Source organism: Streptomyces sp. NPDC059009, from assembly GCF_042740175.1.
GTDB lineage: Bacteria > Actinomycetota > Actinomycetes > Streptomycetales > Streptomycetaceae > Streptomyces.
In genome coordinates this window covers 108,062-125,116 of the sequence record NZ_JBHYJB010000020.1, presented here as the reverse complement: position 1 = coordinate 125,116, position 17,055 = coordinate 108,062, and the positions used below count along the sequence as shown (strand labels likewise).

16 protein-coding genes are annotated in these 17,055 nt (G+C 69.7%); 2 read left to right on the top strand and 14 right to left on the bottom strand.

The features are described from left to right. Positions 1 to 57: 57 nt before the first annotated feature. A complete protein-coding gene (gene murA / locus ACFWYM_RS21115) occupies positions 58 to 1,401 on the top strand; it encodes a UDP-N-acetylglucosamine 1-carboxyvinyltransferase (RefSeq protein ID WP_384839108.1) in 1,344 nt (447 codons plus the stop codon). Positions 1,402 to 1,479: 78 nt separating this feature from the next. On the opposite strand, the gene ACFWYM_RS21110 is transcribed toward murA, so the two are convergent. The 6 genes from ACFWYM_RS21110 to ACFWYM_RS21085 form a co-directional block, all read right to left on the bottom strand. Beyond that, positions 1,480 to 1,761 carry an HU family DNA-binding protein gene (locus ACFWYM_RS21110; RefSeq protein ID WP_384839105.1) on the bottom strand — a complete coding sequence of 94 codons (282 nt, stop codon included), beginning with the start codon at positions 1,759 to 1,761 and terminating at the stop codon, positions 1,480 to 1,482. A gap of 360 nt (positions 1,762 to 2,121) precedes the next feature. Further along, the gene (locus ACFWYM_RS21105; RefSeq protein WP_384839102.1) at positions 2,122 to 3,576 is read right to left on the bottom strand and encodes an NAD-dependent malic enzyme; all 1,455 of its coding nucleotides are present in this window, start codon (positions 3,574 to 3,576) and stop codon (positions 2,122 to 2,124) included. 390 nt (positions 3,577 to 3,966) lie between these two features. Next, complete coding sequence (locus tag ACFWYM_RS21100) at positions 3,967 to 6,297, bottom strand: HelD family protein (protein ID WP_384839099.1); 2,331 nt, start codon at positions 6,295 to 6,297, stop codon at positions 3,967 to 3,969. Between the two features lie 106 nt (positions 6,298 to 6,403). Further along, complete coding sequence (locus ACFWYM_RS21095) at positions 6,404 to 7,228, bottom strand: anti-sigma factor family protein (RefSeq protein WP_384839097.1); 825 nt, start codon at positions 7,226 to 7,228, stop codon at positions 6,404 to 6,406. Then, complete coding sequence (locus ACFWYM_RS21090) at positions 7,225 to 7,827, bottom strand: sigma-70 family RNA polymerase sigma factor (RefSeq protein WP_384839094.1); 603 nt, start codon at positions 7,825 to 7,827, stop codon at positions 7,225 to 7,227. The genes ACFWYM_RS21095 and ACFWYM_RS21090 overlap by 4 nt, the downstream gene beginning before the upstream one ends. A gap of 94 nt (positions 7,828 to 7,921) precedes the next feature. After that, positions 7,922 to 8,542: a CGNR zinc finger domain-containing protein gene (locus ACFWYM_RS21085; RefSeq protein WP_384839091.1), complete on the bottom strand. Its 621-nt coding sequence runs from the start codon at positions 8,540 to 8,542 to the stop codon at positions 7,922 to 7,924. 121 nt (positions 8,543 to 8,663) lie between these two features. On the opposite strand from ACFWYM_RS21085, the gene ACFWYM_RS21080 reads away from it, so the two are divergent. Then, on the top strand, positions 8,664 to 9,248 hold the full coding sequence (locus ACFWYM_RS21080; protein ID WP_384839088.1) for a DUF1772 domain-containing protein: 585 nt from the start codon (positions 8,664 to 8,666) through the stop codon (positions 9,246 to 9,248). On the opposite strand, the gene ACFWYM_RS21075 is transcribed toward ACFWYM_RS21080, so the two are convergent. The 8 genes from ACFWYM_RS21075 to ACFWYM_RS21040 form a co-directional block, all read right to left on the bottom strand. Beyond that, a complete protein-coding gene (locus tag ACFWYM_RS21075; protein WP_384839085.1) occupies positions 9,197 to 10,396 on the bottom strand; it encodes a uroporphyrinogen-III synthase in 1,200 nt (399 codons plus the stop codon). The genes ACFWYM_RS21080 and ACFWYM_RS21075 overlap by 52 nt on opposite strands. A gap of 87 nt (positions 10,397 to 10,483) precedes the next feature. Continuing rightward, the gene (locus ACFWYM_RS21070) at positions 10,484 to 11,827 is read right to left on the bottom strand and encodes a nitrate/nitrite transporter (protein ID WP_384839082.1); all 1,344 of its coding nucleotides are present in this window, start codon (positions 11,825 to 11,827) and stop codon (positions 10,484 to 10,486) included. 176 nt (positions 11,828 to 12,003) lie between these two features. Continuing rightward, entirely contained in the window at positions 12,004 to 12,690 is a 687-nt protein-coding gene (locus ACFWYM_RS21065) for a hypothetical protein (RefSeq protein WP_384839079.1), read from the bottom strand. Between the two features lie 26 nt (positions 12,691 to 12,716). After that, positions 12,717 to 13,409: a hypothetical protein gene (locus tag ACFWYM_RS21060; protein ID WP_384839076.1), complete on the bottom strand. Its 693-nt coding sequence runs from the start codon at positions 13,407 to 13,409 to the stop codon at positions 12,717 to 12,719. 20 nt (positions 13,410 to 13,429) lie between these two features. Then, complete coding sequence (locus ACFWYM_RS21055; RefSeq protein WP_384839073.1) at positions 13,430 to 14,800, bottom strand: putative T7SS-secreted protein; 1,371 nt, start codon at positions 14,798 to 14,800, stop codon at positions 13,430 to 13,432. Continuing rightward, positions 14,797 to 15,102 (bottom strand): hypothetical protein, encoded by a 306-nt coding sequence (locus ACFWYM_RS21050; protein WP_384839070.1) that lies wholly within the window; start codon positions 15,100 to 15,102, stop codon positions 14,797 to 14,799. Before ACFWYM_RS21050 ends, ACFWYM_RS21055 begins: the two co-directional genes overlap by 4 nt. Before the next feature lie 71 nt (positions 15,103 to 15,173). Beyond that, positions 15,174 to 16,214 carry a hypothetical protein gene (locus ACFWYM_RS21045; protein ID WP_384839067.1) on the bottom strand — a complete coding sequence of 347 codons (1,041 nt, stop codon included), beginning with the start codon at positions 16,212 to 16,214 and terminating at the stop codon, positions 15,174 to 15,176. Further along, a complete protein-coding gene (locus ACFWYM_RS21040; protein WP_384839217.1) occupies positions 16,214 to 16,957 on the bottom strand; it encodes a hypothetical protein in 744 nt (247 codons plus the stop codon). Before ACFWYM_RS21040 ends, ACFWYM_RS21045 begins: the two co-directional genes overlap by 1 nt. Between the last annotated feature and the right edge of the window lie 98 nt (positions 16,958 to 17,055).

The window sequence follows — 17,055 nt, the reverse complement described above, 5'->3', positions numbered from 1 at the left end:
GCGGCCATTACGCTTGCCCCTTGGCCCACCTGTCCACCTCATCGGAACGCGAGATTCATGACCGTCACCGACGATGTACTGCTTGTCCACGGCGGAACCCCGCTGGAGGGCGAGATCCGTGTCCGCGGCGCGAAGAACCTCGTGCCCAAGGCCATGGTCGCGGCCCTCCTCGGCAGCGCGCCGAGCCGGCTGCGCAATGTCCCGGACATCCGCGACGTCCGCGTCGTACGCGGCCTCCTGCAGCTGCACGGCGTGACGGTCCGCCCCGGTGAGGAGCCGGGCGAGCTCGTCATGGACCCCTCGCACGTGGAGAGCGCGAACGTCGCGGACATCGACGCCCACGCGGGCTCGTCGCGCATCCCGATCCTCTTCTGCGGCCCGCTGCTGCACCGCCTCGGGCACGCCTTCATCCCCGGCCTCGGCGGCTGCGACATCGGCGGCCGGCCGATCGACTTCCACTTCGAGGTGCTCCGCCAGTTCGGCGCGACCATCGAGAAGCGCGCCGACGGCCAGTACCTGGAGGCCCCGCAGCGCCTGCGCGGCACCAAGATCCGCCTCCCGTACCCGTCCGTGGGCGCCACCGAGCAGGTCCTGCTGACGGCGGTCCTCGCCGAGGGCGTCACCGAGCTGTCGAACGCGGCGGTGGAGCCGGAGATCGAGGACCTGATCTGCGTCCTGCAGAAAATGGGCGCGATCATCGCCATGGACACCGACCGGACCATACGGATCACCGGTGTCGACAAGCTCGGCGGCTACAACCACCACGCGCTCTCGGACCGCCTGGAGGCGGCGTCCTGGGCGTCGGCGGCGCTGGCCACCGAGGGCAACATCTACGTCCGCGGCGCCCAGCAGCGCTCGATGATGACGTTCCTGAACACGTACCGGAAGGTCGGCGGCGCCTTCGAGATCGACGACGAGGGCATCCGCTTCTGGCACCCGGGCGGCTCCCTCAACGCGATCGCCCTGGAGACGGACGTCCACCCCGGTTTCCAGACCGACTGGCAGCAGCCCCTGGTCGTGGCCCTGACGCAGGCCGCGGGCCTCTCCATCGTCCACGAGACGGTCTACGAGTCCCGCCTGGGCTTCACCTCCGCGCTCAACCAGATGGGCGCGCACATCCAGCTCTACCGCGAGTGCCTGGGCGGCTCGGACTGCCGCTTCGGGCAGCGCAACTTCCTGCACTCCGCGGTCGTGAGCGGCCCCACGAAGCTCCAGGGCGCCGATCTGGTCATCCCGGACCTGCGCGGCGGCTTCTCGTACCTCATCGCGGCCCTCGCGGCGCAGGGCACGTCCCGCGTCCACGGCATCGACCTGATCAACCGCGGCTACGAGAACTTCATGGAGAAGCTCGTGGAGCTGGGCGCGAAGGTCGAGCTGCCGGGCAAGGCACCGCTCGGCTGACGCCGGTACGCGCGCCCGCAGGCACGCGAAGGGGCGGCCACCCGAACCGGGTGGCCGCCCCTTCTGGCTGCTCGGGGCTTACTTGCCCTTCGCGGCCTCCTTCAGCTTCGAACCGGCCGAAACCTTGACGCTGTAGCCAGCCGGGATGTTGATCGGCTCGCCGGTCTGCGGGTTGCGGGCGGTGCGAGCGGCACGGTGGGTGCGCTCGAAGGTCAGGAAGCCGGGGATGGTGACCTTCTCGTCGCCCTTGGAGACGATGTCCCCGACGGTCTCGGCGAGCGCGGCCAGCACTGCGTCGGCGTCCTTGCGGGTCACCTCGGCGCGGTCGGCCAGCGCGGCCACCAGCTCACTGCGGTTCATGTTTGTACTCCCGTGTTCTTCTTGCCGTTGAGGCGTGCCACGCGGCGGAGCCGCATGTTGGGCAACAGCGCAACCGATGCTGCCAGGGTCTCGGTCGGTCCCCGGACCCGGGTCCGTCGTCAGACCCTCGCGCCCGAAGACGCATCCTGCCCCCACCAGCGGCGGGAAAGCCAATCCGGCACCCCTGGGAGTCACACGAAAAGCGCCACTGCCTCGAAATGGTGACGCTCCGTCGACTCTCGGCGGCGGACCGCAGGGTCTGAAGGCGGTCCGGCCTGAGTGCTGCCGGGTCCTGAAGACTTGCGTGCCCGCCACCCTAGAGGGCCACCGGGGACGGCGCGTTCCGCGACGCGCCGTGCTTCAGGCCGTGGCGCCTGTCACAGCGCCGCCCTGAGCGCCGCCCGCGACGGCGCCCGCGGCCTTCGCGGCATTGCGCACCGCACCGGCCACCGCGCCCGCGACCTTGTCGTTGAAGACGCTCGGGATGATGTAGTTCGGGTTCAGCTCGTCCTCGGCGACGACGTCGGCCAGGGCGCCCGCCGCGGCCAGCATCATCTCGGTGTTGACCGTGCGCGACTGGGCGTCGAGCAGGCCGCGGAAGACACCCGGGAAGACCAGGACGTTGTTGATCTGGTTCGGGAAGTCCGAGCGGCCCGTGGCCACAACTGCCGCCGTCTCGCGGGCGATTGCGGGGTCCACCTCGGGGTCCGGGTTCGCGAGCGCGAAGACGATGGCGCCGTCGGCCATGGCCGCGACGTCGTCCCCGTTCAGCACGTTCGGAGCCGAGACGCCGATGAAGACGTCCGCGCCGACGACCGCTTCCTTGAGGGTGCCGGTGAGGCCCTCGGGGTTGGTGTTGTCGGCGATCCAGCGCAGCGGCGAGTCCGCGTCGGCACCCACGAGGTCCTCGCGGTCGGCGTGCACGACGCCGTGGATGTCGGCCACGACCGCGTTCTTGACGCCCGCCGCGAGGAGCAGCTTGAGGATGGCCGTACCGGCCGCGCCGGCGCCGGACATGACGACGCGCACGTCGCCGATTCCCTTGCCCACCACGCGCAGCGCGTTGGTCAGGGCGGCGAGCACGACGATCGCGGTGCCGTGCTGGTCGTCGTGGAAGACGGGGATGTCGAGGGCCTCGCGCAGCCGGGCCTCGATCTCGAAGCAGCGGGGCGCGGAGATGTCCTCGAGGTTGATGCCCGCGAAGCCGGGGGCGATGGCCTTGACGATCTCGACGATGGCGTCGGTGTCCTGGGTGTCCAGGCAGATCGGCCAGGCGTCGATGTCGGCGAAGCGCTTGAAGAGGGCCGCCTTGCCCTCCATCACTGGCATGGCGGCCATCGGGCCGATGTTGCCGAGACCGAGAACGGCCGATCCGTCCGTTACGACCGCAACGGTGTTGCGCTTGATGGTCAGGCGCCGGGCGTCCTCGGGGTTCTCGGCGATCGCCATGCAGACGCGGGCCACACCCGGCGTGTAGACCATGGAGAGGTCGTCACGGTTGCGGATGGGGTGCTTGGACTGCATCTCGATCTTGCCGCCGAGGTGCATCAGGAACGTACGGTCGGAGACCTTGCCGAGGGTGACGCCCTCGATGGTGCGCAGCTCGGCGACGATCTCGTCGGCGTGCGCGGTGGAGGTGGCCGCGATCGTGACGTCGATGCGCAGCTTCTCGTGACCGGATGCCGTGACGTCGAGGCCGGTGACCGAGCCTCCGGAGGACTCGACGGCCGTGGTGAGCTGCGAGACCGCGGTTCCGCTCGCGGGCACCTCCAGCCTGACCGTCATCGAGTAGGAGACGCTGGGCGCCGTTGCCATGGCGGGCTTCCTCTGCTTTCACCTTGTGTCGCTGATACGCACCGATAGTCGCACCTACCTCTGAGTACGTGGTAGCTGGACCGGATTGCGATCGTTGAGTTCATGCGCTTTCGGAAAACGACTTCCACCATACGAGAAGCGCGCGGAAACGGAAAGAGGTTCACGATGAAACGAAGAGAGGTCCACGTCACCAGGTGACGTGGACCTCTCTCGTACTTCTATGACACCGACCCGCCATGCTCGCCTCGCGGCAAGTGGTCGCTCGTAGCGACGAAGGTTGGGCCCGGGGGCTTGGATCGAGCCGGTGCCACATCCAAGGTAACAAACGATCCCCGTAAGGCAATTCCCGTCCCGGAAGACAGTTGTACGTGCCTGGCGGCTCAGTGGCGGTCAGTCCCTGAGCAGGTCCGGGACCCCGCCCGCGTCCGGCTCGTCGCGCTCCCCCGACAGGACCGTCAGCTGCTGCGTGGCCCGGGTCAGGGCGACGTACAGGACGCGCAGGCCCGCCGGGGACTCGTCGGCGATCTCCGCGGGCGAGACGACCACCGTCGCGTCGTACTCCAGGCCCTTGGCCTCCAGGCTGCCGAGCGCCACGACGCGTTCCCCGAGTCCGGCGAGCCAGCGGGCCGCCTGTTCGCGGCGGTTCATCGCGACGACGACGCCGACGGTGCCGTCCACCCGGTCGAGGAGGCGGGCCGCCTCGTCCCGCACCGACTGGCCGAGGTCCTTGTCCCGTACGACGGCGAAGCGCGGCTCGATGCCCGTCGAGCGGACCGCCGACGGGGACTCCGAGCCCGGCATCGCGAGGGCCAGGACCTTCGCCGCGAGGTCCGCGATCTCGGCGGGGTTGCGGTAGTTGACGGTGAGCGTGAAGCGGCGCCGGGGGCGGGTGCCGAGGGCCTCGTCGCGGGCGGCGGCCGCCTCGTCCGGGTCGGACCAGGAGGACTGGGCCGGGTCGCCCACCACGGTCCACGTCGCGTGCCGGCCCCGGCGGCCCACCATGCGCCACTGCATGGGCGTGAGGTCCTGCGCCTCGTCGACGATGACATGGGCGTACTCGGTGCGCTCCGCCGCCAGGCGCTCGGCGCGCTCGCGCTGCGACTCCTCGCGCTGCGGCATCAGTTCGTCGAGCCCGGTGAGCTGGTCCAGCGGGTCGAGCTCGCGCTTCTTCCTGGGGCGCGCGGGGGTGCCGAGGACGGAGTTCAGCTCGTCCAGGAGGGCGACGTCGTGCACCGAGAGGGCGTCGCGCTTCAGGGAGCGGGCGACCTTGCGGACCTCGCCGGGGTTGAGCACGCGGCGCGACCAGCGGCCCAGGCGCTTCTCGTCCGCCATCGCGGCCAGGACGCCGCGCGGGGTGAGCTCGGGCCACCACGCGTCGAGGAAGGCGATGAAGTCGTCCTCGGAGGTGATGTCCTCGTCGAAGGAGGAGCGGAGTTCGGCGGCGAGTTCGGGGTCGTTGTGGCGGGAGGCGGCGCCCGACCGGTCCCAGAGGGCGTCCAGGAGGAGCCTCCGTGCGCGGGGGCGCAGCAGGTTCACCGGGGCGGTGCCGCTGAGCGCCGTACGGCGGATGCGGGCGAGGTCGTCGGCCTCCAGCTCCAGGCGGCGGCCGAACGCGACGACCCTCAGGCGGCTCGTCGACGGAGTTGAGGGTTCGTCACCGAAGGCCAGCTGCCCGTCGCGGGAAGCGGGAGCGGGCGCGGAAGCGGGAGCCGACGTCCCCTCCAACGCGCCCCGCGCCGCCTTGCGCAGCACCTTCAGCATCCGCGACGAACCCTTGACGCGGGCCACCGCCGGGGAGTCGTAGACCGTGGCCTCCGCGCCGTCCACCAGCGAGCCGACCGCACGGATCGCGACCTGCCCCTCCTCGCCCAGGGACGGCAGGACGCCCTCCGTGTAGGCCACCAGGAGCGGGGTCGGGGAGACGATGAGGATGCCGCCCGCGTACCGGCGGCGGTCCTGGTAGAGGAGGTAGGCCGCGCGGTGCAGGGCGACGGCCGTCTTGCCGGTGCCGGGGCCGCCCTCCACGTACGTGACGGAGGCGGCGGGGGCCCGGATCACCAGGTCCTGCTCCGCCTGGATCGACGCCACGATGTCCCGCATCGAGTGCGAGCGGGCCTGGCCGAGCGCCGCCATCAGGGCGCCGTCGCCGATGACGGGGAGCTCCTCGCCGTCCAGGAACGCGGTGAGTTCGGGGCGCATAAGGTCGTCCTCGACACCGAGGACCTTGCGGCCCTTGGAGCGGATGACCCGGCGGCGGACCACCCGGCCGGGGTCGACCGGGGTGGAGCGGTAGAAGGGGGCGGCCGCGGGCGCGCGCCAGTCGATGACCAGGGGCGAGTAGTCGGCGTCCAGGACGCCGATGCGGCCGATGTGGAGGGTCTCGGCGATGTCCGCCGTATTGTTCTCGCCCACCGCGTCCGCGGCCGGCTCGACGGAGGTGTAGGCGCCGTCCGGGCCCTTCTTGCCGTCCTTGCCGAGGAGCAGGTCGATGCGGCCGAAGAGGAAGTCCTCGAACTCGTTGTTGAGGCGGTTGAGGTGGACGCCCGCGCGGAAGACCTGCGCGTCCCGCTCGGCGAGCGCGCCGGGCGTGCCGACCTGGGAGCGCTTGGCCGCGTCGTTCATCAGGAACTCCGCCTCGTGGATCTTCTCCTCGAGGCGGCGGTAGACCTGGTCGAGATGGTCCTGTTCGACGCTGATCTCGCGGTCGCGTACGTCGGCCACCGGGGCCCCTTTCCTGACGTGCTGCTGCCCCTGTTGAGCAGCCGTCTACCGTACGCGAAAGGGACCCCTCATGTGCACCTGTCTTGCGTGCGTGCCTGCCGCACCGCTATGCGTCCACCTCCACCAGACGCTTGCCTTCGAACGTCTGCACCTCGAAGTGGTCGATCTGGTTCCGGTCGAACGCGGCGCCGCCGTGCACGTACAGCGGGTAGCGGGAGTCCTCGTGCGGGCTGTCCTTGATCCCGTAGCCCCACTTCGGGACGGACCAGGACGTGACGGTCTCCCTCTCCCCGTTCTTGCCGACCGCGATGAGCGAGCACTTCAGAGGGCCCTTGACGTTCTTCAGCTCCAGGACCGTGTGGGTGCCCCAGGGCTTGTCCTCCGTGCCGACCGTGGCGGTGACCAAGGTGTCCGGGTCGGTGCCGTGGACCTTCTGTGTCATGTGGTGGAAGAAGGCGTCCTTCGCCGGGCTGGTGGAGTGCGGCTCGGCGACCTGGTCCGTGCCGCCGCCGTCGGTCACGGCGACGACGGTGAGCGGGCCGCCGATGATCAGCGCGGCCGCGGCCGCCACCAGGTAGAGGCCGCGCCTGCGCTTTTGGGCGCGCCTGGCCGCCACCTCGTCCATGAGCCCGTCCGCGAGGCGCGGGCTCGGCTCGGTCACGAGGCGCGGGCTCGGGCTCGGCTCGGTCACGGGTTGCTCGCCGGGGCCCATGGCGCCCGGCCCGTCCGGCAGTCCGGCGAGCGCGGCCAGCATCGGCTCCATGCCGGAGAACTCCTCCAGCTGCCGCGCGCACAACTCGCAGTCCGCCAGGTGCTGTTCGAACGCCGTCGCCTCGGCGTCGTCGAGGACGCCGAGTGCGTAGGCGCCGACCGTCTCGTGGATGTCGCCGACGCGCTCGCCGCGCGCCGGTCGGCCGTAGGACTCGGTCATGCCGTCACCCCCCGCTCCTCGAGCGCCAGCTTCATCGAGCGCAGCGCGTAGAAGACCCGTGAGCGCACCGTCCCGCTGGGGATGCCCAGCGTCTGTGCCGCTTCATTGACCGTACGCCCCTTGAAGTAGGTCTCGACAAGTACCTCGCGGTGCGCGGGGGTCAGATCGTCGAGCGCGTCCGAGAGCGTCATCAGCCACAGCGCCTTGTCTATCTCGTCCTCCGCGGGGATGACCTCCAGCGGTGACGGATCGACCTCCTGCGGCCGGGCCTGCCGACTGCGGTGGCCGTCGATGACGATGCGGCGGGCGACCGTCACCAGCCAGGGGCGGACCGAACCGGTAGCCCGGTTGAGCTGACCGGCGTTCTTCCAGGCACGGATGAGTGTTTCCTGTACGACATCTTCGGCGCGCTGCCGGTCTCCCGCCACCAGTCGGAGCACATAGGCGAGAAGTGGGCCCGCGTGTTCGCGGTACAGGGCGTGCATCAACTCCTCATCGGCGCCCATCGGTCGGGGTGCTCGATGAGAAGGCTGCCGGTGCTGTCGAGTACGCCGGGCCCGTGGCGGGCGTTCATCGGCCACGGCGGAATCCTTGCGCACGTCTGCCTCCGGTGTCCGCGGTTCGGTCGCTGCTCACTCCCGAGTTACGTACGCCGACGTGCGTGCGTTCAACGCCTCTTACGCAGAGGCGGGTTCAGGGTTGCGCGAGAGCCGCCCGGCGCCGGTGCCGGGCCACCCGTTCACGGTTGCCGCACACTTCGCTGGAGCACCAGCGGCGGCGGCGCCCACGGGACGTGTCGAGGTAGATGATCGGGCAGTTGTCGCCCGCGCAGCGCCGCAGCCGGGCGCGGGCCGCCGGGTCGGTGAGCAGCAGGACGGCGTCCTGGGCGACGGCCGCGAGCAGCGCCGTACAGGTGGGGGCCGTGTGCAGGGCGCGGGTGAGGCTGCCGTCGGCGGCGCGGGCGGCCCGCGGGGCGGGCGGGGCCGGGCGGGCGCGGGCGTTGACCCGGTCGAGGGCGCCGGGTGCGGGCCGCCCTTCGAGCTCGCCGCGGACCAACTCGCCTATGTCGGCCCGTAATTCATGGAAGGCATCGAGCCACTCGGGGCCCGCGTGGCGCAGCGGGGTGCCCTCGGGGAGGAGTCCGGAGCCGGTGAGCCAGGCCGCGAGCCGCTCCACCTGGTCGAGGCGTTCGTCGGGGTGCGCGGTCGCGAGGAGGTCCAGGCAGCAGCGGCCGGAGTCGAAGCGCAGCTCGTACGGGGACGGGGTCGGCGACTGGGACGGTGTCGGGGACGGTGGCGTGGCGGTGGGGGCCATACCTTTACAGTGCCCCTCCGGCCACGTTGTCGGAACCCAACGGCCGTGCGTGGACGCTCGCTTATGGAGATGCACCGCACGGCCATGGCTGGTTCCGGCCCGCTCCGGTTGACTGATCCGCATGACAGAGAACAAGGAGCGGCACAGTGCCGCAGGGGTGGTTCTTGGGGCGGCCACGGTCGCCATGGGCCTGATCGCCGGGGCCTTCTACGTCTTCTCGTGCGCGGTGATGCCCGCGCTCGGGCGCAGCGACGACCGGGTCTTCATCGAGGTCATGCAGAACATCAACGACGTGATCGAGAATCCCGTCTTCTTCCTCAGCTTCTTCGGGGCGCTGGTGCTGACCGCGGTCTCCTCCTGGCAGCTGCGCGGGGCGAGTTGGCGGTGGTGGGTGTGGGCGGCGCTGATCGTGTACGTGGTGGCGTTCGTGCTCACGTCCGGGGTGAACGTGCCGCTCAACAACGACCTCGCGGACGCGGGCGACCCGGCGCGGATCGCCGATCCGGCGGCGGTGCGGGACACGTTCGAGGACGCGTGGGTGGCGTGGAACGCGGTGCGGGCGGCGCTGTGCACGATCGCGCTGGTCTGCCTGGCGCGGGCGCTGGTCCTGCACGGCCGCTTCGGCAGGGCGCGCCGGGCCGGCTCCGGGGCCGCTCAGCCGTCCGCGTACTTGGCGTCCGCCGCCGGGTCGAGCGAGAGCCGGTAGCCCCTCTTGACCACCGTCTGGATCAGCTTGGGCACCCCGAGCGCCGTCCGCAGCCGGGCCATCGCCGTCTCCACCGCGTGCTCGTCCCGGCCCGCCCCCGGCAGGGCCCGCAGCAGCTCGGCGCGGGCCACGACCCAGCCGGGGCGGCGGGCCAGGGCGCGCAGGAGGGCCATGCCCGCGGGCGGTACGGGGCGCAGGGCACCGTCGACGACGACGGCGTTGCCGCGGATCTGCACGGTGTGCCCGGCGACGGGCAACGTCCGCGCCCGGGACGGGAGTTCGGTGCACAGCAGCTGCACGAGCGGCCCGAGCCGGAACCGCTCCGGCTGGACGGTGCCGACGCCCCGGGCCTGCAGCGGCACCGCGGTGACGGGCCCCACACAAGCGGCCACGACATCGTGCGAAAGCGCATCCACGAGCTCCCCTCCCATCCCGCGCTCCTCCGCCCGGGCCAGCAGGGACGCGGCGGCGGGCGCGCTGGTGAAGGTGAGGGCGTCGACGCCGCGCGCCACGGTCTGGTCGAGCAGCCGGTCGACGGGGGCGAGGTCCTCGGGCGGCAGCCACCGGTAGACGGGCACGCCCACGACGTCCGCGCCCCCGGCCCGCAGCGCCTCCACGAACCCGGGCAGCGGCTCCCCGTGCAGCTGCAGCGCGATGCGCCGCCCCTCGACCCCCTCGCCGAGCAGCCGCTCCAGGACCTCCGCCATGGACTCGGACGACGGCGACCACTCCTCGGTGAGCCCGGCGGCCCGTACGGCGCCCTTCACCTTGGGCCCGCGCGCGAGCAGCTGCACCCCCCGCAGCCGCTCGAGCAGCGTCTCCCCGAACCCCCACCCGTCGGCGGCGGCCAGCCACCCCCGGAACCCGATGGCGGTCGTGGCGACGACCACGTCCGGCACATGGTCGATCAACTCCTTGGTGGCGGCGAGGAGTTCACCGTCGTCCGCGAGCGGAACGATGCGCAGGGCCGGGGCGTGCAGGACCCCGGCGCCACGGCGCTGGAGCAGCGCGCCGAGCTCGTCGGCGCGCCGGGCGGCGGTGACACCGACGGTGAACCCGGCGAGGGGCCCGTGCTGCGGCTCCTGCTGCGGCTCCCGCCGGGAGTCCTGCTGGGGTTCCTGCTGGGGTTCCTGCTGGGGGTCGTACATGAGAGGGAGCCTGCCAAGGGGCCGTGTCGGTCCCGGTTCACCGGGATGTCGTCCGTGTTACGTGCGTCGCCGGCGCCGCGTCCCGCGTCACACCTCGGCGTACGACAACTGGGGCTCTGTGTCGGCGGCGGACTCTTCGGCCCGCGGCGCGGGCGCCGTACGTCGAAGGTATACGGCGTAGGTGACGAGGAAGCAGGCGGCGTAGAAGACGAGGAAGGCGACAAAGGCCCCGGTCCCGGTCCCGGCGCTGTCGAAGGACTGCCGGAAGGCCAGGTTGATCCCGAGCCCGCCGAGCGCGCCCACGGCCCCGATCAGCCCCATGGCGGCCCCCGACATCCGCCGCCCGTAGGCCGCGGCCTCCTCCCCCGCCAGCCCCCGCGCGACGGCCTTCGCCTGGAAGATCCCCGGGATCATCTTGTACGTGGACCCGTTGCCGAGCCCGGACAGCACGAAGAGCGCGATGAAGGCGCAGGTGAACAGCGGCAGCGATGTCCGCTCGGAGGCGACGACGACCACACCCGTGGCGACGGCCATGGCGACGAAGTTCCACAAGGTGATGCGCGCCCCGCCGAACCGGTCGGCGAACCGCCCGCCCACGGGCCGGATGAGCGAGCCGAGGAGCGGCCCGATGAAGGTGACGGAGGCGGCTTCGAGGGGGGTGCGCCCGAACTGGGTCTGCAGCACGAGCCCGAAGGCGAAGCTGTACCCGATGAACGACCCGAACGTCCCCACGTACAAGAAGGCCATGATCCACGTGTGCGCGTCCCGGACGGCCTCCTTCGCGGCACCGGCGTCGTTCTTGACGGAGGCGAGGTTGTCCATGAACAGGGCGGCGCAGACGGCGGAGACGAGGATGAGCGGGATGTAGATCCCGAGGAGCAGCCGGGGCCCACCGTTCAGCCCGATGACGGCGAGGGCGACGAGCTGGATGACAGGAACCCCGATGTTGCCCCCACCGGCATTGAGCCCAAGGGCCCACCCCTTCTTCCTCAACGGGAAGAAGGAGTTGATGTTGGTCATGGAGGAGGCGAAGTTGCCCCCGCCGACGCCGGTGAGCAGCGCGCAGAGCATGAAGGTCGTGTAGGACGTCCCCGGCTCCATCACGACGAAGGCGGCGACGGCGGGGAGCAGGAGGAGGGACGCGGCGATGACGGTCCAGTTCCGCCCCCCGAAGAGGGCGACGGCAAAGGTGTAGGGGACCCGGACGACCGCCCCGACGAGGGTCGCCATCGACACGAGGAAGAACTTCCCGGCGGGATCGATGCCGTACTCGGGCCCCATGAAGAGAACCATCACGGACCACAGGGTCCAGATCGAGAAGCCGATGTGCTCGGAGAGGACGGAGAAGAGGAGGTTGCGCCGCGCGATCCGCTCCCCCGACTCCCGCCAGAACCCCTCGTCTTCCGGGTCCCACCGCTCGATCCATGCCATGTCACACGCCTCCAGGGGTAGTGGCTGTCACCCCCGAAGGTAGGAAGGGCGGATTTCGTGGCTGTGCCGCGAAGTGACTGGCGGGGAACGTTGGTCTCACGTGGGGGTGGGGCGGGCGGTGAGGAGCCTATGCGGGGCTATTGAGGGGGTATGGGGGCGGCGGGGAGGCGGGGTCCTCACTCCGACCCGGCCACGGGGTTCTCGAAGCTGACGAGTTCAGCGACTTGGTGAAGCAGCCTCCGATAGTCGTCGCGCCGTTCGACGGCCGTCGTGCTGAGAGTGAGCACGGCCAGCCGCTTGCCGTCGGGGTGCGGGAGGTGGGCGTGAACCTGGAGGAGCGGGTCCGGGGGAAGGCCGCTGCCGGGGGTGGGTGTACGGACGGCCTCGCTGAGGGTGACGGGGCCGCAGGGCAGGTCGAGGTACTCGATGCGGTCGTGGTGCTCGGCAGCGGTGACGGCTCGGGCGGCGGTGATCGCGGGTGGGGCGGTGGCTGTTTGGCGCCAGGCGAGGGTGAGGAGGGAGAGGAGGGGCGCGGTGGGACGGGGGGTGCGGTCTTCGGTCGCGTCGTCCTGGTGGAGGCCGATGGAGCAGTGGACGGTGCCAGCCTCGCAAAGGTACGTCAACAGCTGGTGGGCAGCTGCTAGTCGGGCCACGAACTGCTGGCGCACCACGTCGTCCGGCGCGGCGTCGAGGAGCGGGGCCAGGGCCTCGCGGACGGGGCTGTTGGCCGCCGGAGAGGTGGCCGGGTTCAGCAGCGCTGCGAGAGGGATCGCGGTGAAACCTGCGGGTTCGGCGAACCAGATGTCCGCGTCCGGATCGGCAGCGGAGTCATCGAGTGTGAAGCGAGGGCCGGAGGTCGTCATCACATCGTCCTGTCCGGAGGGGAACGTCAACTGTTGGGGCGCGGCTGCGGAGGCACCGTCCGGTCGGGGACGCGGGCGCCCGCGCGGCGGGCACATTCCAGGGCCGCGGGGCTGGCGTCCCAGGTGATGACGTCGCCCTTCCAGCTACGGCGGGCCGAACGCTGGTAGAGGAAGTGCAGTCGCTTGGGTGCCTGGCCACCGCGGCCGGGCGCCGCGATGACGGAGTAGAAGCGGGGGTCGCCCGCGAACCAGAGGGGTTCGATCTCGGCTTTCAGCTCTGGTTTGGTGCGGGAGGTGCCGAAGCGGCGCATCCACCAGTAGGTGCGCATCTGGCTGAGGAAGAGCAAGGGGATCCGTTCATTCGGTTCCTCCGGGTTGGAGAACTCGAACCACATCTCGTCCTTGTCCGCCTGGGGATGCTTATCCCGTCCATGGGGCACGTCCGAGAGGAGCTGCCAGGGGTACTGGGCAAGAACGCGCTGGATGTTCATCGACCAGGGAAAGTAGAAGACTTGCACAAGGGCACGGAAGCCTGCGTACACCAGGATCGGCAGGAAGATCCAAGCAATCCATACAGGTGTGGCAACGATGAGGAAGAGGGATCCGAACCAGACGGCGCTCCAACCAGCCAGTCTCCCGACAATCATCCCCATGTGCTGGATCCAGGCAGAACGGGTTGCTGGATGGTCCCAGCCGGTTGGGTAGTCGGTGGGGTGCATCGGCAAATACCTCTTCGTTTCTAGTGCGTGAAGACGTGCCGGGCGATCTCGAAGACGCCTCCGCCATCGAGGCCGAGCCGCGCACCGTCAATACCCGCCACTGCGCCGTCCTTGATTCCGTCGTCGTCAGCATCCATGGCCTTCGAGACCAGCCCGATACCCGCAGTAGCGACACCAGTGACAGCCGAGGTGACTTCGACGGTCCTGGTGACCTGCTCGGCGCGGGCTCCCCGGATCGTGAAGTTGAGCAGCGAATTGTCCAAAGTGGAGATCGCACCCGCATGTTCCATGGTGCTACCGCCAAATCGGGCCAGTCGCTGTCCAAGGGTGGGCGCCTGTCCCGCTTCTCCACCGGCGCGAAGGGCAGCCGCACCGCCCTTCCATGCGGCACCGAGGCCAGGCACCGTACCGAGAAAGTCACCACCCACAGTGACGACGTTGCTCCAGAAGTCCATGTCGAACTCCCCTTTGGCAAAGCCGTCCATCAGCGAGGCTCGGAGTGTGGGATCACCGAGCAAACGCAAGCCCAGCGCCCCCGCGCTCAACGCCGAAGAAGCAAGCAACAACGCCGCCACCATCGCCGCACCCAACGGCCCGGCAAAAATAATCGCCACGAGCCCGACGACGGCTGCGACCGCGCTCAAAATATCCGGCAGATTCTCCTCGACCCAGTCAACGGCCTTCTCGAACCACCCCGGCTCATGCGGCGCCAACTTATGCGTAGCGTCCCGGATCTTCTCCGCCCGGTAATTCGCCTTCCGCTCATGCTCATAGGCAAGATTCCGCGCCCGCCGCAGGATCCGGTCGAGTTCCTCCTGGGCCTCGTCCACCCGCCCATGCGCCCGCTTCAGCTCCCGCAGCGCATCCTCATGCTTGCCGGATGAAGCCCCGCTCTTCTTCTTCACGTCCGGGTCGTCACCCGCGCTCGCCGCGTCCCCCCTCGCCGCGTCCAGCGCAGCCCGCGCCGACTTCGCTTCCCGGTTCAACCCCTTGGCACGGTCCTGGAAGTCCGCGAGCTCGTCATGCCAGCGATGCAGATGCCTCGCGGCCCGGCCGATCGACGTCGCCGCGTTCTCCAGGTTCTTCGGCAGGGGCCCGTCCTCGATCTGCTCCCGGAAGGCGACCGCCGCGTCCCCCTTCCAGTAGCCCCCGTCCATCAGCTTGGTGACCACACCATGCGTGTCCCGGAGCACCTTGGCGCAGCCCACCAGCTTCTTGTGCAGCGCCCGTACGGTGTCGCAGTCACCCGGCGTCGGGTTGAAGCCCAGGTGCGGGCAGTCGGGGTTGGGAGTGTCCGCGTCGGGGCGGAGCCCTTGAGGGATCGGCTGGTACGGGTTCTCCTTCTGGCCCAACTGGTAGTTGCCGCCCACCCCGTTCGTCGCGCCCGTCACGTCCGTCTCTTGCCCTTCGCCCTCAGGCACTCCTCCAAGGACGCGTCGACCTCGCGGTAGCTGTCCTTGCTCTTACCGATGATCTTCGCGAGGTCCTCGGTCTGCTCGCCGATCTGCTCCGTGCCGTACTTCCAGTCGTCCTGGAACGCCTCACACGCCGCATCGAGATCGTCGGTCCCCAGCCCGTTGGTGGAGGCGTCGCTCAACGCCTTCCGCAGCCCCTTGAGCGAATCCCGCGAGTTCTTGAGCTTCTCCATGAACTTCTCGAGCTCATCGCCGTCCACCTTCAGCTTGTCGGCCATCTCGCATCGCCACCTTGGGGAGCTGATCCCGCTGCCGCGGCGCAGCAGCGGGATCAGCGACATCGACGGGATCAGCGATTCACGGACTGCACTTCCTTCACGACCACGTTCTGGTCCGCGCCAAACTCGCCGTCGGGCAGGGTGTCCCCCTCGCCCGTGGTGCTCGTCCAGCTGACCTTCCACGTGACGGTCGCCTTGAGCTTGTACGAGCCGTTGTCGGAGGAGCGCAGGTACTTCACGCCGCACGGCGGGTCCTGGTTCGCCTTGCCCTTCGCGTACGGCTCGCCGATGCGGCCGCCCTCGATCGGGCAGACCCCCGAGGCAGGGAACGTCTGGGCGTCGCCCGTACCCGGGTCGATCTTCAGGGAGACCGGCTCGGCGGTCGTCGTCGCGGACAGGCCCGTGCCCGGGAGGCTCGCGGTCACCGAGATCTTCTTGAACTTGGCCTTGTCCAGCCAGGCCCAGGTCGGCAGGTTGACCTTCGTCTCGCCCTTGGGTGCGAGCTTGACCTCGGTGCCGGGAATGGGCAGTTCCCCGTACGCGTACTCGGCAAGGATCTTGGGCGAGACCGCGAGCTTCTCCTTGGGAGGCTCACCGTCGTCGACCCAGAAGGGCGGCTTGTCGCACGCCTTGGCCGCCGGGTCGTCCTCGTGCCCCTTGGCGATCGCGGCCGCCCAGAACTTCCCCTTGCCCTGCTTGTCGAGGTTGTAGTTCTTGTAGGGGTGGCCGTCCTTGTAGTAGCTGTCGAAGACCGTGCCGACCACCTCACCGATCCCGAAGATCGGGATCGACCGGATCGCCTTGACCGTGGTCTCGATCTGCTTGGGGGTATAGGCGGGCTCGTACCAACAGGCCGGCGGGTCCCAGTTGCTGTTGGCGGGGGTGAGGGTGCCGGTCTTCGCGGACGACTGCGGGGCGCCGTTGACGGTGGTTTGGACCTTGGTCTCGACGCTGAGGTTGTTGCCCTTCACCTTGCCCTTGGACTGCTGTTGACCCCCCACGTCTCCGCCGCCCACGGTGTCGCCGCCGCCCGCGTAGGCCACACCGGGCCCGAGGGCGATCACCATCGTGAGGGCGGGGACCGCCCATCGGCTCAGAGAACGGCCGTTCATCACATGCACTGCTTCGCGCTTCCCGTACTGGTCACACTCGTCGTCTGCCAAACACCCTTGTCGTTCTTCGTCACCCGGGTGTTGAAGTAGGCGTAGTCCGCCGCGGACCCCTTGATCGACCTGTCGACCTTGCCCGTCTTGAGATCCTTGGGGTACGTCTTGGTGCCGTCCTTGCAGTACGTCACCGCGGCGACGCCGGGCTTGAGAAGGGTGACCTCACGGTCGTAGTACCGAATGGTCCCGACGAAGCTCTTGTTCTTCTCCTGGAACCCCTGGATGTACTGCGCCGACGACAGCAGCGCGTCTCCCGAGGCGTAGAACTTCAGCGCCGGGTGATCCTTCGCCTTGACGGTGACCGCCTCGATCAGTGAGTCGACCCACCGCTCGTTGTCCGCCAGGATCGCGTCCTTCTTCGGATCCCCCGTCTTCCCACCCTCGTAGACGTTCTTCACGTCCTTGGGCAGCTTGATCGCAGGCCGATCCACCCCATCACCCGAAGCCGACGCCGAAGGCGAAGCCGACTTCGACTTGCCACTGTCGGCGCCCGCGATCTTGTCGCTGTCCTTGTCCTTCGAGTCACCGCCACTGCCACAGGCAGAGAGCGATAGGACCGCCGCAGCAGTCAGGGTGGCCGCTGCGAGCAAGGCGGGTCGGCGGTTCACGGTCAGCTCCAGACGAGACAAGGGTTCTCTTGAGTGAAGCCAAGCTATCCAAGGGATCAAGACGAAAGCCACGGCGAGCATCGCCACCCAAGCCGCATATCTGGACATACATCCCGCACGGTTACAGCATTGACGCATTCTCAACACGGGCCGCAACGCAGCGCTCACGGGGCGGCACG

Bases quoted from the DNA above. Each gene is read 5' to 3' on its own strand.
- ACFWYM_RS21050 (WP_384839070.1), bottom strand. From the start codon at position 15,102: ATGGCCGACAAGCTGAAGGTGGACGGCGATGAGCTCGAGAAGTTCATG.
- ACFWYM_RS21060 (WP_384839076.1), bottom strand. From the start codon at position 13,409: ATGCACCCCACCGACTACCCAACCGGCTGGGACCATCCAGCAACCCGT.
- ACFWYM_RS21110 (WP_384839105.1), bottom strand. From the start codon at position 1,761: ATGAACCGCAGTGAGCTGGTGGCCGCGCTGGCCGACCGCGCCGAGGTG.
- ACFWYM_RS21095 (WP_384839097.1), bottom strand. From the start codon at position 7,228: ATGACCGAGTCCTACGGCCGACCGGCGCGCGGCGAGCGCGTCGGCGAC.
- ACFWYM_RS21085 (WP_384839091.1), bottom strand. From the start codon at position 8,542: ATGGCCCCCACCGCCACGCCACCGTCCCCGACACCGTCCCAGTCGCCG.
- ACFWYM_RS21065 (WP_384839079.1), bottom strand. From the start codon at position 12,690: ATGACGACCTCCGGCCCTCGCTTCACACTCGATGACTCCGCTGCCGAT.
- ACFWYM_RS21045 (WP_384839067.1), bottom strand. From the start codon at position 16,214: ATGAACGGCCGTTCTCTGAGCCGATGGGCGGTCCCCGCCCTCACGATG.
- murA (WP_384839108.1), top strand. From the start codon at position 58: ATGACCGTCACCGACGATGTACTGCTTGTCCACGGCGGAACCCCGCTG.
- ACFWYM_RS21070 (WP_384839082.1), bottom strand. From the start codon at position 11,827: ATGGCATGGATCGAGCGGTGGGACCCGGAAGACGAGGGGTTCTGGCGG.
- ACFWYM_RS21040 (WP_384839217.1), bottom strand. From the start codon at position 16,957: ATGCTCGCCGTGGCTTTCGTCTTGATCCCTTGGATAGCTTGGCTTCAC.
- ACFWYM_RS21105 (WP_384839102.1), bottom strand. From the start codon at position 3,576: ATGGCAACGGCGCCCAGCGTCTCCTACTCGATGACGGTCAGGCTGGAG.
- ACFWYM_RS21080 (WP_384839088.1), top strand. From the start codon at position 8,664: ATGACAGAGAACAAGGAGCGGCACAGTGCCGCAGGGGTGGTTCTTGGG.
- ACFWYM_RS21075 (WP_384839085.1), bottom strand. From the start codon at position 10,396: ATGTACGACCCCCAGCAGGAACCCCAGCAGGAACCCCAGCAGGACTCC.